The 19,694-nt window shown below is 29.5% G+C and carries 17 protein-coding genes; 13 read left to right on the forward strand and 4 right to left on the reverse strand.

All coding sequences use genetic code 11. The features are described 5' to 3' along the window. The first annotated feature begins 5 nt into the window (after nt 1–5). The 13 genes from Q0881_RS09995 (at nt 6) to Q0881_RS10055 (ending at nt 15,433) form a co-directional block, all read left to right on the forward strand. The gene (locus Q0881_RS09995; protein WP_299159643.1) at nt 6–731 is read left to right on the forward strand and encodes a PspA/IM30 family protein; all 726 of its coding nucleotides are present in this window, start codon (nt 6–8) and stop codon (nt 729–731) included. Between the two features lie 26 nt (nt 732–757). Beyond that, nucleotides 758–1,438, forward strand: a complete 681-nt coding sequence (locus Q0881_RS10000; RefSeq protein WP_299159645.1) for an OB-fold-containig protein — start codon at nt 758–760, stop codon at nt 1,436–1,438. A 12-nt stretch (nt 1,439–1,450) separates the two neighbouring features. Then, complete coding sequence (locus Q0881_RS10005) at nt 1,451–3,508, forward strand: flotillin family protein (RefSeq protein WP_299159647.1); 2,058 nt, start codon at nt 1,451–1,453, stop codon at nt 3,506–3,508. 138 nt (nt 3,509–3,646) lie between these two features. Then, the gene (locus Q0881_RS10010) at nt 3,647–8,509 is read left to right on the forward strand and encodes a DNA repair ATPase (RefSeq protein ID WP_299159650.1); all 4,863 of its coding nucleotides are present in this window, start codon (nt 3,647–3,649) and stop codon (nt 8,507–8,509) included. Further along, on the forward strand, nt 8,510–8,782 hold the full coding sequence (locus Q0881_RS10015; RefSeq protein WP_299159653.1) for a hypothetical protein: 273 nt from the start codon (nt 8,510–8,512) through the stop codon (nt 8,780–8,782). Nucleotides 8,783–8,794: 12 nt separating this feature from the next. Beyond that, nucleotides 8,795–9,349: a DUF4178 domain-containing protein gene (locus Q0881_RS10020; protein WP_299159656.1), complete on the forward strand. Its 555-nt coding sequence runs from the start codon at nt 8,795–8,797 to the stop codon at nt 9,347–9,349. Between the two features lie 156 nt (nt 9,350–9,505). Then, entirely contained in the window at nt 9,506–10,177 is a 672-nt protein-coding gene (locus Q0881_RS10025) for a hypothetical protein (protein WP_366139563.1), read from the forward strand. Between the two features lie 28 nt (nt 10,178–10,205). Then, the gene (locus Q0881_RS10030) at nt 10,206–11,084 is read left to right on the forward strand and encodes a DUF350 domain-containing protein (protein ID WP_299159662.1); all 879 of its coding nucleotides are present in this window, start codon (nt 10,206–10,208) and stop codon (nt 11,082–11,084) included. Further along, nucleotides 11,072–12,634 (forward strand): polyamine aminopropyltransferase, encoded by a 1,563-nt coding sequence (locus Q0881_RS10035; protein ID WP_299159664.1) that lies wholly within the window; start codon nt 11,072–11,074, stop codon nt 12,632–12,634. The genes Q0881_RS10030 and Q0881_RS10035 overlap by 13 nt, the downstream gene beginning before the upstream one ends. 6 nt (nt 12,635–12,640) lie before the next feature. After that, nucleotides 12,641–12,937, forward strand: coding sequence for an S-adenosylmethionine decarboxylase (locus Q0881_RS10040; protein WP_299159667.1), 297 nt, complete (start codon nt 12,641–12,643; stop codon nt 12,935–12,937). Continuing rightward, nucleotides 12,934–13,941 (forward strand): ion channel, encoded by a 1,008-nt coding sequence (locus Q0881_RS10045; protein ID WP_299159670.1) that lies wholly within the window; start codon nt 12,934–12,936, stop codon nt 13,939–13,941. Before Q0881_RS10040 ends, Q0881_RS10045 begins: the two co-directional genes overlap by 4 nt. Nucleotides 13,942–13,944: 3 nt before the next feature. Then, entirely contained in the window at nt 13,945–14,346 is a 402-nt protein-coding gene (locus Q0881_RS10050; RefSeq protein ID WP_299159673.1) for a hypothetical protein, read from the forward strand. 13 nt (nt 14,347–14,359) lie between these two features. After that, nucleotides 14,360–15,433, forward strand: coding sequence for a hypothetical protein (locus Q0881_RS10055; RefSeq protein ID WP_299159675.1), 1,074 nt, complete (start codon nt 14,360–14,362; stop codon nt 15,431–15,433). A gap of 63 nt (nt 15,434–15,496) precedes the next feature. On the opposite strand, the gene Q0881_RS10060 is transcribed toward Q0881_RS10055, so the two are convergent. From Q0881_RS10060 to Q0881_RS10075, 4 genes are all read right to left on the reverse strand, one after another. After that, on the reverse strand, nt 15,497–15,922 hold the full coding sequence (locus tag Q0881_RS10060) for a secondary thiamine-phosphate synthase enzyme YjbQ (RefSeq protein WP_299159678.1): 426 nt from the start codon (nt 15,920–15,922) through the stop codon (nt 15,497–15,499). 152 nt (nt 15,923–16,074) lie between these two features. After that, on the reverse strand, nt 16,075–17,292 hold the full coding sequence (locus tag Q0881_RS10065; protein WP_299159681.1) for a hypothetical protein: 1,218 nt from the start codon (nt 17,290–17,292) through the stop codon (nt 16,075–16,077). A gap of 22 nt (nt 17,293–17,314) precedes the next feature. Next, nucleotides 17,315–18,667 carry a hypothetical protein gene (locus tag Q0881_RS10070; protein WP_299159685.1) on the reverse strand — a complete coding sequence of 451 codons (1,353 nt, stop codon included), beginning with the start codon at nt 18,665–18,667 and terminating at the stop codon, nt 17,315–17,317. A 283-nt stretch (nt 18,668–18,950) separates the two neighbouring features. Then, complete coding sequence (locus Q0881_RS10075) at nt 18,951–19,694, reverse strand: LytTR family DNA-binding domain-containing protein (RefSeq protein ID WP_299159687.1); 744 nt, start codon at nt 19,692–19,694, stop codon at nt 18,951–18,953.

A 19,694-nucleotide genomic window follows, 5' to 3' on the forward strand; every position in this document is an offset into this window, starting at 1 on the left:
TCATTATGAACATTTTTAGAAGATTATTTAACATAGGAAAAGCTGAAGCTCATTCTGCTATTGATAAAATGGAAGATCCTATTAAATTGACGGAACAAGGAATAAGAGACATGAAACAAGACTTAGACAAAAGTCTTGAAGCATTGGCTCAAGTAAAAGCAATGGCTATTAGAGCTAACAACGACAAAGAGCAATACAGTTCTAAAGCAGAAGATTATCAAAACAAAGCCATGCTTATTTTGAAAAAAGCTCAAAATGGTGATTTAGACATCAACGAAGCTGATCGTTTAGCTAAAGAAGCTTTAATTAAAAAAGAAGAAGCTACTAATCACATTACTAGAGCTACTGAAGAAGCTGAACGATTTAACAAATCTGTAGCTCAATTAGAAAAGAATGTTTCTGAAATAAAATCTAACATTAGCAAGTGGGACAATGAGCTTAAAACTTTAAAAGCTAGAGTTAAAGTAAGCAATGCTACCAAAAACCTCAACAAGCAAATGGCAGAGATAGACAGCTCAAGTACCGTTTCTATGTTAGAACGCATGAAAGAAAAGGTACAGCAAGAGGAAGCTTTAGCAGAAGCTTATGGAGATATTGCTAACGAATCTAAAAGTATTGATGATGAACTAGATGCTATTGTTGATACGACAGAAGCTAGCGCTATGAGCGATTTAGAAAAACTTAAAAAACAATTAGGAATGGATAAGAGTGACGACACTAACAATTCTTAAAACTAAATAAATGTAAAAAAAATTAAATGGAAGAGCTATTAAACAATGCGTTTTCACCTGTTAATGCGACATTAAGTATCTTACTAATCATTCTTTCTTTGTATTGGGTTTTAACAATACTTACAGGAATAGATTTAGATTTTTTTGATGTAGATTTTGACGTAGATTCAGATGTAGATATTGATGCTGATATTGATAGCAAAATAGATGTAGACATACCAGACAACACTGCTACAGAAGGTTCTGAAGGTTTTTTCATAAAATTCTTAAAATATTTCGGATTTGATGAACTTCCTTTCATGTTCTTAATTTCAATAATTATTGTTGTTATGTGGTTTACATCTATAAACCTAAACCATTATTTAAACTTTCCAACTATAATTGGATTCATTTTACTAATCCCAATATTTTTCTTGAGTCTTTTTGTTGCTAAATTCTTAACAAAACCTCTTGTGAGAATTTACAGAATGATTAACCACAAAGGAGAAAAAGTTATCGATTTTTTAGGTAGAGAAGGTAAAATTACAGCTACAGTAAGTGGTGATAAAATTGGTCAACTTGAAATTATAGTAAAAGGAGACCCCATAAAGATTTATGTGAAATCTAATTCAGGTGAAGCTATAAAAACTGGAGAAAATGCAGTTGTTATTGACGAATCAAAAGATCTCAAATATTATATTATTAAAAAACTAGAAACAATCAATTAAAAAACTAAACTTATGTTAGAAAATTCTTCAATAGTAATCATAGCCTTTATAGCTATTGTTTCACTTGGATTATTATTTTGGATTATATCCATGTATAAAAAAATAGTTCAAGGAAAAGTACTAGTTAGAACAGGGTTTGGAGGAACCAAAGTTTTCTTTAACGCTGGTATGGTAATACCTGTACTTCATAAACAAGAAATTATGGACATATCTGTTAAAAAACTTGAAGTTGAACGTATTGGAGGTGATGGATTAATATGTAAAGACAATATGAGAGCCGATATCAAAGTGGCTTTCTTTGTAAGAGTTAACAAATCTGTTGCAGACATTATTAATGTAGCACAAACTATTGGATGTGAAAGAGCATCAGCAAAAGAAACTTTAGATAATTTATTTGAAGCTAAATTTTCAGAAGCTTTAAAAACTGTAGGTAAGCAATTTCAATTTATAGAATTATATGAAGCTCGTCGAGAGTTTAGAGAAGCTATCATGGATATTATTGGCACCGATTTAAATGGATATGCCTTAGATGATTGTGCTATTGATTATCTAGAACAAACTCCTGTTTCTTTCTTAAAAGCTGATAATATTTTAGATGCTGAAGGGATTAAAAAAATTACTGAATTAACTGCTGCGCAAAACATTAAGTCTAACTTAATTATGCGTGATGAGCAAAAAGTAATTCGCAAACAAGACGTTGAAGCACGTGAAGCTATTCTAGAATTAGACAAACAATTAGCAGAAAAAGAAGAACAGCAAAAAAGAGAAATTGCTAATATAAAATCTCGTGAAGAGGCTGAAATTTTAAAAGTTGCAGAAGAAGAACGTTTAAAATCAGAATCAGCTCGTATAATTACAGAAGAAAAAGTACAAGTTGCTGAGGAAAACATGCAGCGTCAAATTATTGTTGCTGCCAAGAACAAACAACGTACTGATGTCGTAGAAACAGAACGTGTTGAAAAAGACCGAATGTTAGAAGCAACAGAACGTGAAAGAATTGTTACACTTGCTCAAATAGAGAAAGAAAAAGTAGTTGAAGTTGAAAAGAAAAATATTCAAGATGTAATTCGCGATCGCGTAATGCTAGAGAAAGGCGTTGTAGAAGAACAAGAGAGTATGAAAGACATTCAAGCTTTTAAAACTGCTGATCGTGATAAACAAGTAAAAATTACAGTTGCTGAAGGAGAAGCGGAAGAATCTTTAATTAAAACAATTAAAGCTGCCGAAGCACAAAAAGAAGCTGCAAAACAAAAAGCAGAAGAAATTAATATTGAAGCGCAAGCTCAGAAAGAAGCAAGTATTAAAGAAGCAGATGCTCGTAAAACATTAGCAGAAGCTACAGCTAAAGAAGAAGCTACTATTGGAATGTCTGAAGCACAAGTAATGCATGCAAAAGCGGATGCACATGAACGCCAAGGAGTTGTAGAAGCTTTAATTATAGAGAAAAAAGCAAAAGCCGAAGCAGCAGGTATTGAAGCGAAAGCATCAGCAATTAAAGAAGAAGGTTTAGCTGAAGCAGAAGTAATTAAAGAAAAAGCTCTAGCAGATGCAGCTGGTATTGAAGAAAAAGCTGAAGCAATGAAAAAACTAGACGGAGTTGGAAAAGAACACGAAGAGTTCAAATTACGTTTAGATAAAGAATTACAAGTTGACTTAGCAGAAATCACAATTCAAAAAGATATTGCAGATGCACAAGCTCAAGTAATTGGAGATGCCTTAAGAGCTGCTAATATTGATATTGTTGGTGGAGAAACAATGTTCTTCGATCAAATTATTGGACAAATAACAAAATCTAAAGGAATTGACAGATTAGTTAAACATAGTGACAACATTCAAGATGTAAAAGACGCTATTTTAGGAAGTGATGACGTTAAAGGGAATTTATTAGAAAAAGTTAAAGGATTTGCTACTAAATATGGAATTTCATCTGAAGACATTAAGAACTTAACCATTGCTAATTTATTAATGGATTTAAGAGCTAAATCTGATGATTCTGACGAGAAGACATTATTTGGCAATTTATTTAACCTAGCTAAAGGACTTGGTTTATCTGATAAAAAACTAGGATAACCCACAAAATAAAAGAGTCTATAATTTAATATTATAGGCTCTTTATTTCTATTCTCTTCTCATTCCTGAAACAATTTATTTCGTATTTCAATAAAATAGTTGTTTCAAGTTTCAATTAATTCTGACTTATTAAAACGCATGGAAAACCAAAATACAAACCAACAACTAGATGGCGGTACTTATGAAATAATTCAAAATAGATTACTGAAACAAAAAACAGATCTACAAGAAAGACTTCATAAATTAAACGATGCTAGAAAACACGTTTTTGGAACTGTAGAAACAAAACTAATTGCTAATGATCGCATCAATACAGAAAACAACTGTATAGCACGAGATATTGTTTCCTTAGGTAATATTGCAATATTTGGTTATAATGTACACTTTGGTCTTCGTACCGAAATTAAATTATCCGATGTTTTCAGTATATATGAATTTAAAGATAATCACTTTCAGCCACTATCTTTAGATCTTTTAAAGAATGTTGTTTTCTTAACTGATTTCACGAATCTTTACAAATATTACAGAAATACCATTTTCTCTAAGTTTGCTGTTATTGGTAATTACCTTCATATGGTATTTCAATTAAGCGAAAGTAATACAGATATTAAAACGTTTAAATGGTTAATTAACGACACTACTTTAGACTATATAGACAACAGAAGTGAGCACGAATATAAGTTTCCTATACAGCACGAATTTAAGTGGCAAGATGTAACAAGAGATATGCATCGATATGGAACTTATTCTCATATTTCTATTTTAGATAAAATTTTTGTTGAGACTATTGATGGTGATTTAACTATAAAAATAGAAAATAATACTGACGATGGTAGAGGAATCTTATCTGAACCAGTAACCCACACCGATCAAACATTAGATGATGGTCAATTTCGCTTTGGTGATTTAGGAAACCTTATTGCCCTAGAAGTAAAACCATTCCAGGAAGAATCTCGTTATTTTGTTTATAATCACAAACTACAAGAGGTAAAAAAAATAAGCAGCATAAAAGACACTGCTGTACTATTACCAGATGATCAAGGTATCATATTTCCCAATGGATACTATTTACAAACTGGTGAATATAAATTATTTGAAAATGATGCTAAAAACGTTAAGTTTCAACAAAAGATAAGTTCACCCAATGGTGAAGATTTCTTATATATTTTCTATGCTACTATAAGAGGCTTATACATTATAATGTCATACAACATTATTGAGCAAGAAGTTAAAACACCAATAATATGTAATGGTTTTACGGTATTAGAAAACGGAGAATTATGTTATTTCCGTACAGAAAACGAACAGACTAAACATCATGTAGTACAAATATGGCAAACACCATATTTACAAGGAGAAACGCTTCCCTCGCAGCACCAAGATACTTTATTATACAAAATTGGAAATAAAGACATTGTAAAAGCAATGGCTGAGTGTCATGAGCTAATTACATTACTTAATAAAGAAGACAATTACGATGGCTTATATGATGACATATCAAAGCTATCAAACGATATAAACGATACCTATTATTGGTTACCAGAAAACGAAACACATCACTTAAACCTTCCACTTAAGGAAATAAATGAAGCAGCTAATGCAGCAATTGATGAATTTGAAAAAGTAGTCCAATTAAAAAAGCAAGCTGAAAAAGAAACGAATACTATTAAAGAAAAATCTGGAATATTATTCGGTAAAATAAAAAGTACTTCTTTCAAATCTATTGATGATTTTGTACAACTACTAACACTGCTAAGAACCTTACGAGGAGAAACTATAAGTTTATATGATGTTCGATACATTCATAAAGAAACTATAGAAGAAATAGAAACGGAAATTACTGAGCAAAATGCATTAATTTCAAAACGTTGTGTTTCATTTTTATTAGATGACAGAGCTTTACAACCTTATCATAAACGTGTTTCTGAAAAACAACAAGAGCTTACAAAGGTTTCAAAAGTAATAGAAGCAAAAAACTTAGAAAAAGAAGTTAATCAAATTACAGCAGATTTAGAATTATTAATTGAAATTGTTTCTAATTTAGAAATTGAAGACACTTCACAGTCTACTAAAATAATAGACAACATTTCATTGATTTTCTCTACATTAAATCAATTAAAAGCTGGGTTAAAAAATGCGATTAAATCATTAGGTAGTAATGAAGCTAAAGCTGATTTTATTGCGCAACTAAAATTAATTGATCAAAGTATCATTAATTATATAGACATTGCAAATACTCCTGAAAAATGCGATGAGTATGTAACTAAAACAGCAATTCAATTAGAAGAGTTAGAAGGTAAATTTGCCGACTTTGAAGAATTCATTTCTCAAATAATTGAAAAAAGAGAAGAGATCTATAGTGCATTTGAAGCTAGAAAAAACAACCTAGTTGAAAAGCGAAATAAAAAAACAGTTGCACTAAAAACAGCTTCTGAACGTATATTAAAAGGCGTAAATAAAAAAGCGCAAAGCTTTAAAACTATTGAAGATATTAATGGTTATTTCGCTGCTGATTTAATGATTAATAAAGTTAGAGATATTATTAATCAGTTAAAAGAATTAGAAGATATAGGTAAAGCTGAAAATATCGAAACTTCCTTAAAGGTTGCTAAAGAAGACGCTCTTAGAAAGCTAAAAGACAAGCAAGAGCTTTATGAAGATGGTGAAAATATTATTCGATTTGGAAAACACAAATTTGGAGTTAACAAACAAGTTTTAGACCTAACAATTGTTTATAAAGACAGTAAGCTTTTTTATCATTTAACTGGCACCGAATTTTACGAAGAGGTTATAAACGAAACGCTTTTAACATCTACAAAATATTGGAATCAAGAATTAGTTTCAGAAAATAAAAAAGTATACAGATCAAGTTATTTAGCCTATAAAATATTTAAAAATTTACCACTACAAAAACTTGCGAGCGCTTCAGAATCTCAACTTTTAAAAATAATTCAAGAAGAAAGCAGTAATTTATATGCAGAGGGTTATGTAAAAGGAGTACACGATATAGACGCTAGTAAAATATTACATGTTTTAATACATAAACATCAAAATCTAGGTCTTTTAACTTACAATGCTAATGTTCGTGCATTTGCTCAATATTTTTGGTATAGTTTAACTGAAGAAGAACAAACTAAATATAATACCGCTATAAAAACATCTGGAGAAGTATTAAATTACTTTCCTAACAGTAAAGAGTACGGGTTTATTATAGAAGACTTAACTGCTCAAATAATGTTGTTTTCAAAAGAAACTGATTTATTCGAAACAGAACTAAGTAATCAGATCGCAGCTTATTTATTTAACGAGTTTAAACACAATAATCAATTTCAAATTAGTAATGAAGCACTGAAAACAAAAACAGCGTTTCTAAAAAAACTAAAAGAAGAAAAAGCTGATATTAAATTTAAATCAGGACACGAACAACTAACTAATTTTCAAGATAAAATACACCTTATAAAACAATGGGTAAGTTCTTTTATTTCATCAGAAAATAAAGAAGAGTTAGATAATGATTACACAAATGAAGTTGTTTGTACTTTACTTTTTGAACACGAATCTATTCCATTAGAAAAAAGCACATCTCCAAATACTGTTATAGCAAATTTAAATGGAGAACACACCACAATTACTAATGGTAATTTCAACTTTAATTACCATCAGTTTATAAATAACTTAGAAACTTTTACAAATACTGATGTTCCTAATTTCAATGCTTATAAAGAGGCTAAACATTTAGTTACAGAAGAACTAAAAGATGAATTAAAACTTGAAGAATTTAAACCTAAAGTGCTTTCTTCTTTTGTAAGAAATAAACTAATCGATCAAGTTTACTTTCCTATAATAGGTGACAATTTAGCAAAACAATTAGGTACTGTTGGAGAAAATAAAAGAACCGATAGAATGGGTATGTTATTACTTATCTCTCCTCCTGGGTATGGTAAAACTACTTTAATGGAGTATATCTCAAACAGGTTAGGTTTAATTTTTATGAAAATTAACGGTCCCGCAATAGGACACGAAGTTACTTCTGTCGATCCATCTTCAGCTAATAATTCTGCCTCTAGAGAAGAATTAAAAAAATTGAATTTAGCTTTAGAAATGGGAGACAATGTTATGCTCTACTTAGATGATATTCAACACTGTAATCCAGAGTTTTTACAAAAATTCATCTCTTTATCTGACGGAACTAGAAAAATTGAAGGAGTTTATAAAGGGAAACCAAAAACTTATGATTTACGTGGGAAAAAATTCTGTGTAATTATGGCTGGTAATCCATATACTGAAAGTGGTGATCGTTTTCAAATTCCAGACATGCTTGCAAATAGAGCAGACATATACAATTTAGGAGATATTATTGGTGACACTGAACATTTATTTAAGTTAAGTTTAATAGAAAACTCACTAACCTCTAATACAGTTTTACATCAACTAAGCAGTAAATATTTTGAAGACATTTATACTTTGATTGATCGTGTTGAAAATAATACGCAAGAAACTACCTTAAAAGGAAATCATACAAAACAAGAAGTTCAAGATTATATTTCTGTTTTAGAAAAAGTAATTACTGTTAGAGATACCATATTAAAAGTAAATAAAAACTATATAAAATCGGCCGCAATGGACGATTCATATAGAACAGAACCTTCTTTTAAGTTACAAGGTTCTTATAGAGATATGAATAAATTAGTTGCTAAAATTGTTCCGATTATGAATGATGAAGAACTAAATAGCATTTTACTTTCTCATTACGAAAGCGAGTCGCAAACACTAACCTCATCAGCAGAAGCTAATTTATTAAAATATAAAGAACTAATTTCAGCATTAACTACTGATGAACAAGAGCGTTGGAAAAACATAAAAACTATCTTCCTAAAAAACAACAAGTTAAAAGGCTTAGGTAGTAAAAATGAAATGGCTCAAGTACTAAACCAAATGATGGCTTTTACAGAAAATTTAGAAGGTATTAAAGAAGTGCTACAAAAAGGATTGGATAAATAAATGAAAAAAGGATTTCTACATACAATTACTTTCTACGGAATAGGATTCTCCTTATCAGGAGTTGCTTATAAGGTTTTTGGCCATCCTTACATTCATGCTCCGGGAATTCATCATATAATTATGTTTTTAACATTTTTATCTGGAATTGTCTTGTTATCTATAGATTTATATCACTATTTAAAAAATAAACCTTCTTTTTTAAAAGGAACCATTATTTCCAATATCTTAATAATATTATGCTTCACCACATACTTATATACAATTCTTAAATAACAAACAAATACTATGGGATTTTTTGACCTTTTTAAAAGCAATAAAGACAAAGAAGAAAAACATTACGACCCTATTAATATTAAAGTAACTGATCTTGAAAAAGGTTATTTATTAGATTACGACTTAGAAACTTGGACAGTTACTAAAATGTCTGAATACGACTGGGGTAACAACTTTTTCACAAGAGAATTTACAATAACTTCTAAAGGTAAAAATCGATTCCTTCATATTGAAGAAGACGATGAGCTTATTATAACACTTTCTGAAGAATTAAAATATAGAAAACTAGGTACCACAGTTACTGAATACATAGAAAACAACGGTAAACCACCTAAACAAATTACCTACGATAATACTACTTATTATCTAGATGAAGAATCTCCAGGGTACTACAGAAATGTTGAATCTGAAAATTGGGAAGAATTGGTATCTTTCGATTATTTAGATGAAGACGAAGAAAAATGTTTAACCTTAGAACAATGGGGAGAAAACGACTTTGAAGCAAGTATTGGAAAAATACTTAAATCATTTGAAATTAGTAATATTTTACCATCATACAACGAATAAATCATGCGACTAATCAACTATTTTTTTCTACTAACTATTTGCTTTTTAATAAGCTCATGCGGCACAGAAAGAAAACCCAAATTTGTAAAATCTCCTATAGATAATATAATCACTAAATACATTGACAAAAGTGATTACAGTGTCATATTAGCAGATATGGATTACAAAGAGGATACCGACAAATACTTTCATAAATACCGTATTCTAATTGAAGAAAAGCAACCTTTACTATCATTAGAAGCTTTAAAAGACACCTTAAGTACTCCAACTGATATAAAAATTATTAATACTGATTGGAAAGAAGTTTCTCCTATAACTTTTGAAGAACACCAAAGCGATTTAGGAATGACCATTTTAAGTAAGAAAAATGGAATGCTAGATAAAAACTCTGCTCCTGCTGGTGTAAATAATTATGTAGGAAATCTTAAATATGGTGAATGGAGAACACATAGTAATGGAAATTCTTTTTGGGCATTTTATGGTCGTTATCGTTTGTTTTCAGATTTGTTTTTCGGATCGAGATATGGCTATGGATATGGTTACCCAAGGAATGATTACCGTGATTATAATAGAAATTACCGTAATAAAAAATCGTACTATGGCAGTTCTAGCAAGTATGGTACAAATTCTACAGGAAACAAGAATAGTTCATGGTCTAAAAAGCCACAAACCTTTAAAAGTAAAGTAAACTCAAAAGTTAGTAGAAGTGCTTCTAATATGCGATCTAGAGGTTACACTTCTAGTAAAAGCTATAGTAAAAGAAGTAGAAGCAGTTCAAGATATAGTAGTTCATCTTCTCGTTCAAGAAGTGGAGGATTTGGTAAATAACAACTAACTTAAAAAGATTAAAAAACAAATGGAAAATCTAACCGAATATATAGATATCAATAGCCTAGCACATTCTTTAGGTTATGTACTCTCTGCTTTTATTATTTTTTACTTAGGTAAAGTAATTTATAGCTTGGTAAATAAGAAAATTAACATAACTCATGAGCTTGTAGAAAAAGACAACTTTGCTTTTATCCTTTCTTATACAGGATATTTTGTAGGATTAGTTATTATCCTCGGAGGGGCTATTATTGGAGAAAGTATCGATTTTTATACTGACCTATTTCATATAGGGACTTACAGTATAATTGGTATTGTTTTATTACATGTTTCAATTCTAATTAGTAACAAATTAATCTTACCAAAATTTGATATTAAAAAAGAAATCATAGAAGATAAAAATGAAGGAACCGGAGTTATAGAAGCATGTATTTATATTGCAAACGCCTTAATATTACACGGAGCTCTTATTGGAGAATCTGACAGTTTTCAAGAAGGAATTCTAACTTTTATTAGCTACTGGTTTATAGGAAACATTATGCTAATCATTACTTCAAAAATCTTCACTTTATGGATTCGTTTTGACGTACACGACTATATTGAAAAAGACAATGTAGCTGTAGGTATTAGTTTTGGTGGAGCTATTTTAGCTATAGGTATAGTTATTATGAATGCATTAATAGATCCATTTATAGATTGGACAACAACATTAATTGATGTTAGTTTACAAACTGTTTTAGGAATTATTTTACTGCCAATAATGCGTTTCTTAACCGATAAAGTTTTATTGCCTAGTAGAAAATTAACAGATGAAATAATCAATCAAGAAAAACCAAATATTGGAGCTGGCTTATTAGAAGCATTTGCTTACGTAGGTTCGGCTATATTAATTACATGGAGTATTTAAAAAGTAATTCATTTATACTAAAATCGGCAATTTTTGCTACTGGATTTGCAGGAATTGTTGCTGAGTATGTTTTATCTACACTAGCAACCTACTTCATTGGAAACTCTGTTTTTCAATGGACGATGATTGTTTCCTTAATGCTGTTTTGCATGGGGCTAGGAAGTAGACTTAGTCAGTATTTTACCAAAAATTTAATTAGAAATTTTTTAATACTAGAGCTAGCATTATCACTAATAGTTGCATTCTCTTCAGTATTAGTTTACACCTTAGCAGCCGTTTCATCTTATTACGATTTGGTTATCTATCTTTTAAGTATGCTTGTTGGTTTACTTATTGGTTTAGAAATCCCCCTAGTAGTTCGAATCAATAAAGAATACGAAGATTTAAAAACCAATATTTCGTCAATTCTTGAAAAAGACTATTATGGAAGTTTACTTGGAGGTGTATTTTTTGCTTTTATTGGCTTACCAATATTAGGGCTTACCTATACTCCATTTATTTTAGGTTTTATTAATTTTTTTGTAGCATGTATAGTCTTTTATCGCTTTAAAGGCAAACTGTTAAAAGAACAGTTTAAACCTATGCTAGGAATGATAAGCATTGTTTTAATAACACTTATTATGGGAATGAGTTTTACCGATGCTATTGTTACTTGGGGTGAACAAAAAAAATACAAAGACAAGGTTGTTTATGCTAATCAAAGTAAATATCAAAAAATTGTTCTAACTGAATGGAAAGATGAGCATTGGTTATACTTAAACGGAAACTTACAATTTTGTTCTATTGATGAAGAAATGTATCATGAGCCTTTGGTGCATCCTATTATGCAAACGCATCCTAATCCTCAAAAAGTATTAATACTTGGAGGTGGTGATGGTTGTGCTGTAAGAGAACTATTAAAATATCCTTCTGTTGATAAAATTGACATGGTAGATTTAGATCCAAACATGACAGATTTGGGTAAAAACAACCCAATACTTATTGATATTAATGAGGGTTCTATGAATAGTGACAAACTAACAATTTATAATAAAGATGCTTATGTTCATTTAGAACAAGATACCAAGTCTTTTTATGATGTTATTATTATTGACTTGCCAGATCCTAGAAGTGTTGAATTAGGTAGATTGTATTCTCATGAATTTTACACTTTATGTAAACGAAAATTAAGACCTAATGGATTACTTATAACGCAATCTGGAAGCCCTTACTTTGCTACAAAAGCATTTCAATGTATTGACTTAACAATGCAATCAGCAGGATTTACTACAGTTCCAATGCATAATCAAATAATATCTATGGGAGAATGGGGCTGGATTATAGGTACAAAGAATAAAGATATTTCAAAAGAAAAATTAAAAAAGCAATTACAAAGCCTTCAATTCACATCTATTTCAACTAAATGGATTAATAATGACGCTATGTCACTACTTACTTCTTTTGGAAAAAAAGATTTCTTTAACATTGACACAAAAAAAATAGAAGTTAATAAAATTCAAAACCCAGTATTGTATCAATATTATTTAAAAGGGAATTGGGATTTATACTAAGAGAAAATGAAAACTAATTACAAACATATACAAGCTAACATATATAACCTTCAGGAATGGGTTTTAGAAATTAACCCTGAACTTTTGAAGGCTAAATTTGAAAAATTACTACAAAAAAGTGAGTTTACCATTTTAGCATTTAACGAACATTATTTTGAGCAACAAGGCTATACTTGTTTTTGGTTACTAGGAGAAAGTCATTTAGCAATACATACTTTTCCTGAAAGTAAAAAAACCTATATCGAATTAAGCAGCTGTAATCAAGAAAAATTAAATACGTTTAAAATCTTGATGAACGCATGAATACCAAGCAGAAACTAATACTTTTCACTGTAATTGCTGCCATCTATAATTTATTAGTATATGGTTTGTATTACTTTGAATCGAACTTCGAAAACACAAACATTCATAACCTTGCAGATGCTTATTGGTACTCCTTAGTAACCTTAACAACTGTTGGTTATGGAGACTTCTACCCTATTACATTTTGGGGAAGACTTATCGGAATCTTATTTGTACTAGGAAGCCTAGGTATGTTAGGATTCATTGTAACAGAATTAAGCTTAAAAATATCAGAATACTTAAAAAAAAGAGAAATGGGATACTTTGGAACAGACATGAATAACCACTGTATAATTATTGGATGGAATGCTTTTTCTAGACAAGTAGCCGAACAAATTATTAAAGCTAATGAAAACTTAGCCATTGTAGTAAATCAAGAATCAGATTTAAAGACTATTAAACAAATATATTCTGACAAAAACTGTTTTGTATTATTAGCAGATCTTAATGACTACAAATCTTTAGAAAAGGTAAATATTAAAGACTCAAGAAGAGTATATGTTAGCTTTGAAAATGATACTGATACTTTAGTTTATACTATAAGTTTAAAAAAGCGCTATGAAAGTGTTAAATGTGTAGTTGCTATAGAAAACATAGAATTAAAATCATCTTTTAACTATTTAGGAGTACAGTTTATTATTCCTAAAAAAGAAATTGTTTCTAAGTTTATTGCTAGTTATATTTTTGAACCTAACGTCGCTTTGCTTACTGAGGATTTAATATCGACTTCTAATGACAGGAGTAATTTAGATATTTGCGAAACAAAATTAACGAGTAAACATGTGTATATAAACACCAATTATTTTGACACTTTTGTAAAACTAAAAGAGCAATACGGAATTACTTTAGTTGCTCTTAGTAGAAATGGTGAACTTATTAAAAACCCTGAAAATAGTTTTAAACTTCTAGAAGATGACATCTTAGTATATATCGCAAATGGAGAAAACAAACAGTTTTTAAATTAGTTTATGGAACATCAATTAAACGATATACTATCTAATATTCCGTTATTAAAGAAAAAAGTAAACGAGATTAGTCTTAAAAATCAAATTGATAATGATGACTTATTATTAGAACTAGTAAAGTTTCTTAACCTTATTCATATTACAAATGAAAAATTAAGTCCCTCTTTATTAGTCGATTTGGCTTGGCATGAATTTATCTTATTTACTCGATATTATCATGAGTTTTGTTTAACTCACTACTCTAGATTTATTCATCACACCCCTAGTGAAAATGAAGATCACACCATTTACCAAAAAACAATAGAATTATATATAAAACATTATAACAAACCTCCAGAGACTATCTGGGGTTCTTATGCTATAGAAGAATGGGAAGCTAGCAATTGCGGTGCTTGTCATAATTAAAAAAAATTAACTTATGTATTTAGAAGGTATTATTACCATTGACCCGTCTCAATTAACTGAGATAAAAAAAGTAAAACCAACCAAAGCCTTTAAAAAGTTTTTTCATCACCTAACCTTAGGTGCTATTTCTGATAAAGAAGAACGTGAAACTTTTACTGCAGTTGCTATACTGCAACAATTAAATGCAACTTTTAGAAGTTTAAAAATTAACAATATTATTAAAATTTCACATGATGATATTGATTTTTATCACGATAAAGACGGTAAAGAAGACGATTTAAAATACGCTCTAGACAAATATGAAATTGAAGTAAATGAAGCCATGTCTGTTCATTTTAAACAATTAAAACTTGTTTTAGAACATGAAGACAACGATTTTAAATATTTAATTGAAGTTGAAATAAACAGAGACCATCAAGTAGGTGTTTATCCTGTCGTTATAAAAATATCAGGTTTATTTAAGGGATTTAATTCTGGGGATATTAATGGAAAAATAAACAAGACTATAAACACTCAAGAAAGTTTTGATAAATTTAAAAAGGATAAAAACACTTGGTTCGATTATTTTTTAAACAAAATAAAACTATCGTTAAAAAAGCAAATAGCTACAGACGATATCCAAACGTATATTAAAAACAAACACATACTTCCAAAACAAAAAGTAACCACCAAAAAAGATATTAGATACACCACTAATAGAGGTGGCATTTATGGAGGCTATCATGGATTTGACGATTATTTATTTTACAGTCTCATTTGGTCAGATGCAATGCACAATCATGATACAATAATTATTAAAGATTCTTATTATGAAAATGAAGCAGGTGAAGATTTAGGCTATTCAAAAGAAGTAGAAACTTCAAATGATATTTTTGATGGTGAAAGCAATACTGACGCAATCGACTCAACTGTTTTTGATGAAGACCCACTAAATATTAACGAACCAGAAGCTGAAGAATCTACTAGTTGGTTTGATTCGGATTCTTGGGGAAGCGATTCGGATTCAAGCTGGTTTGATTTTGACTCAGACTCAGACTCTAGCTCCTGTTCAAGTTGCTCTAGCTGTTCTTCATGTGGTGGAGATTAACCTTAAAACAAAACCTGTTTATAACTATATAAACAGGTTTTGTTTTTTTATAATATTACTAAACTACTCTGCTCCAAAAACAGTAATAACAATTTTCCTGTTACCTCCATAATTACGGTGTTCTCCTAAATAAATTCCCTGCCAAGTACCTAAATTTAATTTTCCTTTTGTAATAGGTATTTGAACCTGGCATCCTAACATAGAACTTTTAATATGCGCTGGCATATCATCAGCTCCTTCATAATCATGTTTATAATAGGGCATATTTTCAGGAATCATTTTATTAATATGCGATTCAAAATCTTCTCTTACCGTAGGGTCTGCATTTTCGTTTATCGTTAAACTTGCAGAAGTATGTTTTATAAATGCTTGAAATTGACCTATGGCTATAGTTTGTAATTCAGGTACAGCTTCTACTAAAATATTTGTAATAATATGATAGCCTCTTTTAAACTCAGGTAATTGAATTTCTTTTTGATATATTTTCATAATTCAAAAATAACAAAAGCCATTGATGTACTATCAATGACTTTTAAAAACAAACAAACTTAATCAAGTTTATAAAATATTTTTTTAATTAAGAATTAAGAAAACCGAATTGTAAAAAACAATTCGGTTTAGAATAATCAAAAAATAGGATTTTATTCATCTAAATAATCCTCTAAAACTGTAATCCACCCCTTAACTGGATCCAATAATAGTTTTTCAGTATTTGCTGTATATTCTAATTGTATAGTTCCTGTTGCTACTGGATCTATGTTTTGACCATCTTTAAAAGCCCAAACGGTAACTTTTAAATCATAAGTTTGTCCTTCTTTTAAATCGTCTTGCGTTTGTCTTAATAACTCTAAGAAAGCATAATCAGCAATATTATTTGAACGGTTTATAGTTACTTTTGGATAAAAGAAATAGAAATCGTTTTTGTACTTATCTAACTGTGGAATGTTTTTAGAAAACTTTGTACTTGTTTTTCTCAACTCCTCTCTACCAGTTTTCTTACCTGCCATTTCATACGTAATATTAAACCATGAACCTGGATGAGAAACCGATAATGGCTGATCGAAATAAGGCTTAAATGCAACTGTTGAACCTAACTCTTGTTTTGTAATAAAATTAGCTACTTTCTCTACTGGTTGATTTGATTTTGAACTTCTTAAATAGTTAGTTCCTTTTGCAAAAGCTACTTTTCCATGATAATTTTTATACGAATCGAAACGCATTAATTTCTTTTTCGTCTTTGCCATTTTAAGCGAGTTTAAATCACTTATTATCATATCTACTTTAGCTTGTGCTGTTTCAATATCCCAAGTATCTAAATCAGCTTTATTTTTTGCCATTACTTCTATTACTGTTCTTTTTGAATCTAATGGCACTGATTCTTCATAACTATTTATACTTCTATCCGTTTGTTGCGTTTGTGCTAAAACTCCTGGTGCTACTTCAAAAACTTCTATATATGATTTTGCTGAAGATGACATCCATACAAAAAACATTTTTACTTGTTTTTTTCTAAAATAACTTTCTTTAAAGTTCATTTTTAACTGAGGGTCTTCTTGCTTTTTCTCCCAATATTGTAGTTGGTTTACAACTTTCCCTTGATCCTCTTTTACAAATTTAAAACCAAAAGCTTTCTTATCTTTTAAACCATGGTACTCTCCACTCATACCAAGTTCATCGTTTACACTATTTAAATATCCAAAAGTTCCAGATGATGACCCTGAAGATTTTGATCCTCTTTTTGAACTTTTTTTAGATGTTACTTTTTTTATTAAGCTTTTAAATTGTGCATTTGTTTCAGTAGCTCCCCCTAAAAACATTATCGCACTTAATGCACATGTTAGTATTACTTGTTTTCTCATTTTAATTTGATTTTTAGTTTAGTTAAAAATTTAATTTTATTGATTTTACTTGTTTTGTTATTCTTCCATTATCTCCTCTTACTCCATTTCTACCTCTACTTGCACTTGAATATTTAGGCGCTCCTCCATTTCCACCATCTCCTCCTTGGTTGTTAAGCTCTATGTTTAATTTTGTTACTGATGGATCTTTTATTAATAAAATATTTCCTCCAGCTCCTCCATCTCCTCCGTTTCCTCCATTTGGAGAACTTTTACGTCCTTCATCTCCATTCATACCTCTTCCTCCTTTATTGTTTACAATTAACTTCGTATTTGTTGTTAATTTATATCTTGCTACATGCTTCTTTTTCGAGGTATTATAAATGTCTATTTTATTTAATTTAACTCCAGTTTGCTTATGATTTACCGTTTTTACTTTTATAGTTAAATTATCTCCTCTTCCAGCATGTTGCCCATTCTTTCCTTGAAAAACTGTTACATACTTATGACGTTCATGCCCCCAAAAACCTTGTTGATTTACCTGTATAGAAAGATTATTTGTTGTATTTATATGTTTTGTTGCTTTTAATTGAGGATGGTATTTAGATACTATTTGTAATGTAACTCTGTCGTTTTTTAACGATTTTGCATCTTCATCTACTCTAACCTCATCTATAGTATTACTACATCCTTTATGAGTCAATTTAAAATCACTCCATGGAATTTTACCTCCTAAATTTTTTGTTGAAAGTTTACTTCCATTTTTAAGAGTTGCTACCACTCCATACTTTATTGCTTCTGAAAAATGTGCTACTTTTTTTGGTGTATTGACTAACTTAATTTCTACACTACTTACTTGTTTATCTTGTAATGAATTTTTCTTCCTTTCGCCTTCTGCCAATACTGCTTTTTGCTCTTGCACATTTGCTCTTGCATTGGTTTGATTTTTAAATACTGCTTTTGAATAATTTTCTACAATCTTATTCAGTTCTTCATATTTTTTAGACAAACTGCCATTCTTAGAGAATACATATTTTGTAGTTGCTTCCTCTTTTCCATTCCAACTATAGTAAACTCCTATTCCATTGATAAACGTTAAACGATATGTTGAAAAATTAAAATATGCAGGATGTCCTGGTACATCTGGCTTAAAATTCTCATCTAAGATCCCAGCTCTTTTTACAAGAACATTTGAAACATCTTCCCCTGATTTTGTAAATGTTATTGGCCATTGTTTTTTAACCTTGACCATTTTATATTTTTTATACGATACTTTTTCAACCTTAAAAACGGTGTACTTACCCGATTGAAAAGCTGCTAATATTTTATTTTGATTCTCTTGTGCTTGACATATAACTGCCAGAAACATTAATAGTATTGAAGTATATTTTTTCATTTTTAGCCCCTGTTTTTTTTAAAAAATTATCTTGAGGCAAATAAAGTTTAGTTTTAAAGATATAGTCTAAAATTACTTCCGAATGAACTATTTTCTTTTCCGAAAAGAAATTTTCACAAAACAAAAAAGCCTTCACATAACTAATTATGAATACCTTACAACATACCTTTTCTTTTTATCAGACTCTATTTGTAACTGTTTTTCTTCTTATAAACACTCTATACCATTATTTTATCAAAAAGAAAAACCATCTATAATTTATAGATGGTTTTTGTTATTTTTTCTAAGAACAAAAAAGTTCTTCAAAATGCTCTTTGTAACTTTTACTAATTGGTATTTTAAAATCTGTTTTTAATTTTACTTCTTTTTCTTTTTTTGAATACATATCTACTTGATCTAAGTTTACGATCCACGAACGATGAACTCTAGTAAATTCATTATCTACACATAATAATTTCTGATAATAACTTAGTTTTTTGGCTACCACATATTTTTTTTGATTACTAGTATATATAATTGAATACATTCTATCAGCTTCAATACATAAAATATCATCTATATTTATTATAGCATAATCTGTTTTGTATGGAATTGCTATTCTCTGTAATTTCTTTTTATTACTTTTTAATACTTCTAAATTTGTATTTGAAAAACCTAAATTCCCAATTGTACTTTTTGCTTTTTTTACAGATTCCTTTAACCTTTCTATATCTATTGGTTTTAGTAAATAATCTATTGCTGCTACTTCAAATGCTTTTATTGCATACACATCATAAGCTGTTATAAAAATAATTTGGAAGTTTATATTTTCAAATTCTTCTAATAATTGAAATCCATTTTTTCTTGGCATTTCTATATCTAAAAACACCAGTTGTGGTTTATTTTTTTTTATCTCTATTACTGCTTCATCTACATTTGAAGCTTCAGAAACCACTTCTACTTCTTTACAAAAAGCATTTAACAAATATTTTAAATTCTCTCTTGCATTTAATTCATCATCTACTATTACTGCTTGTATCTTTGTCAT

The sequence above is a fragment of the uncultured Tenacibaculum sp. genome, from assembly GCF_947494125.1.
In the GTDB taxonomy this organism is placed as follows: domain Bacteria; phylum Bacteroidota; class Bacteroidia; order Flavobacteriales; family Flavobacteriaceae; genus Polaribacter.

Coding starts and splice junctions, on each gene's coding strand:
- Q0881_RS09995 (WP_299159643.1), top strand. CDS start 6: ATGAACATTTTTAGAAGATTATTTAACATAGGAAAAGCTGAAGCTCAT.
- Q0881_RS10000 (WP_299159645.1), top strand. CDS start 758: ATGGAAGAGCTATTAAACAATGCGTTTTCACCTGTTAATGCGACATTA.
- Q0881_RS10005 (WP_299159647.1), top strand. CDS start 1,451: ATGTTAGAAAATTCTTCAATAGTAATCATAGCCTTTATAGCTATTGTT.
- Q0881_RS10010 (WP_299159650.1), top strand. CDS start 3,647: ATGGAAAACCAAAATACAAACCAACAACTAGATGGCGGTACTTATGAA.
- Q0881_RS10015 (WP_299159653.1), top strand. CDS start 8,510: ATGAAAAAAGGATTTCTACATACAATTACTTTCTACGGAATAGGATTC.
- Q0881_RS10020 (WP_299159656.1), top strand. CDS start 8,795: ATGGGATTTTTTGACCTTTTTAAAAGCAATAAAGACAAAGAAGAAAAA.
- Q0881_RS10025 (WP_366139563.1), top strand. CDS start 9,506: ATGGATTACAAAGAGGATACCGACAAATACTTTCATAAATACCGTATT.
- Q0881_RS10030 (WP_299159662.1), top strand. CDS start 10,206: ATGGAAAATCTAACCGAATATATAGATATCAATAGCCTAGCACATTCT.
- Q0881_RS10035 (WP_299159664.1), top strand. CDS start 11,072: ATGGAGTATTTAAAAAGTAATTCATTTATACTAAAATCGGCAATTTTT.
- Q0881_RS10040 (WP_299159667.1), top strand. CDS start 12,641: ATGAAAACTAATTACAAACATATACAAGCTAACATATATAACCTTCAG.
- Q0881_RS10045 (WP_299159670.1), top strand. CDS start 12,934: ATGAATACCAAGCAGAAACTAATACTTTTCACTGTAATTGCTGCCATC.
- Q0881_RS10050 (WP_299159673.1), top strand. CDS start 13,945: ATGGAACATCAATTAAACGATATACTATCTAATATTCCGTTATTAAAG.
- Q0881_RS10055 (WP_299159675.1), top strand. CDS start 14,360: ATGTATTTAGAAGGTATTATTACCATTGACCCGTCTCAATTAACTGAG.
- Q0881_RS10060 (WP_299159678.1), bottom strand. CDS start 15,922: ATGAAAATATATCAAAAAGAAATTCAATTACCTGAGTTTAAAAGAGGC.
- Q0881_RS10065 (WP_299159681.1), bottom strand. CDS start 17,292: ATGAGAAAACAAGTAATACTAACATGTGCATTAAGTGCGATAATGTTT.
- Q0881_RS10070 (WP_299159685.1), bottom strand. CDS start 18,667: ATGAAAAAATATACTTCAATACTATTAATGTTTCTGGCAGTTATATGT.
- Q0881_RS10075 (WP_299159687.1), bottom strand. CDS start 19,694: ATGACAAAGATACAAGCAGTAATAGTAGATGATGAATTAAATGCAAGA.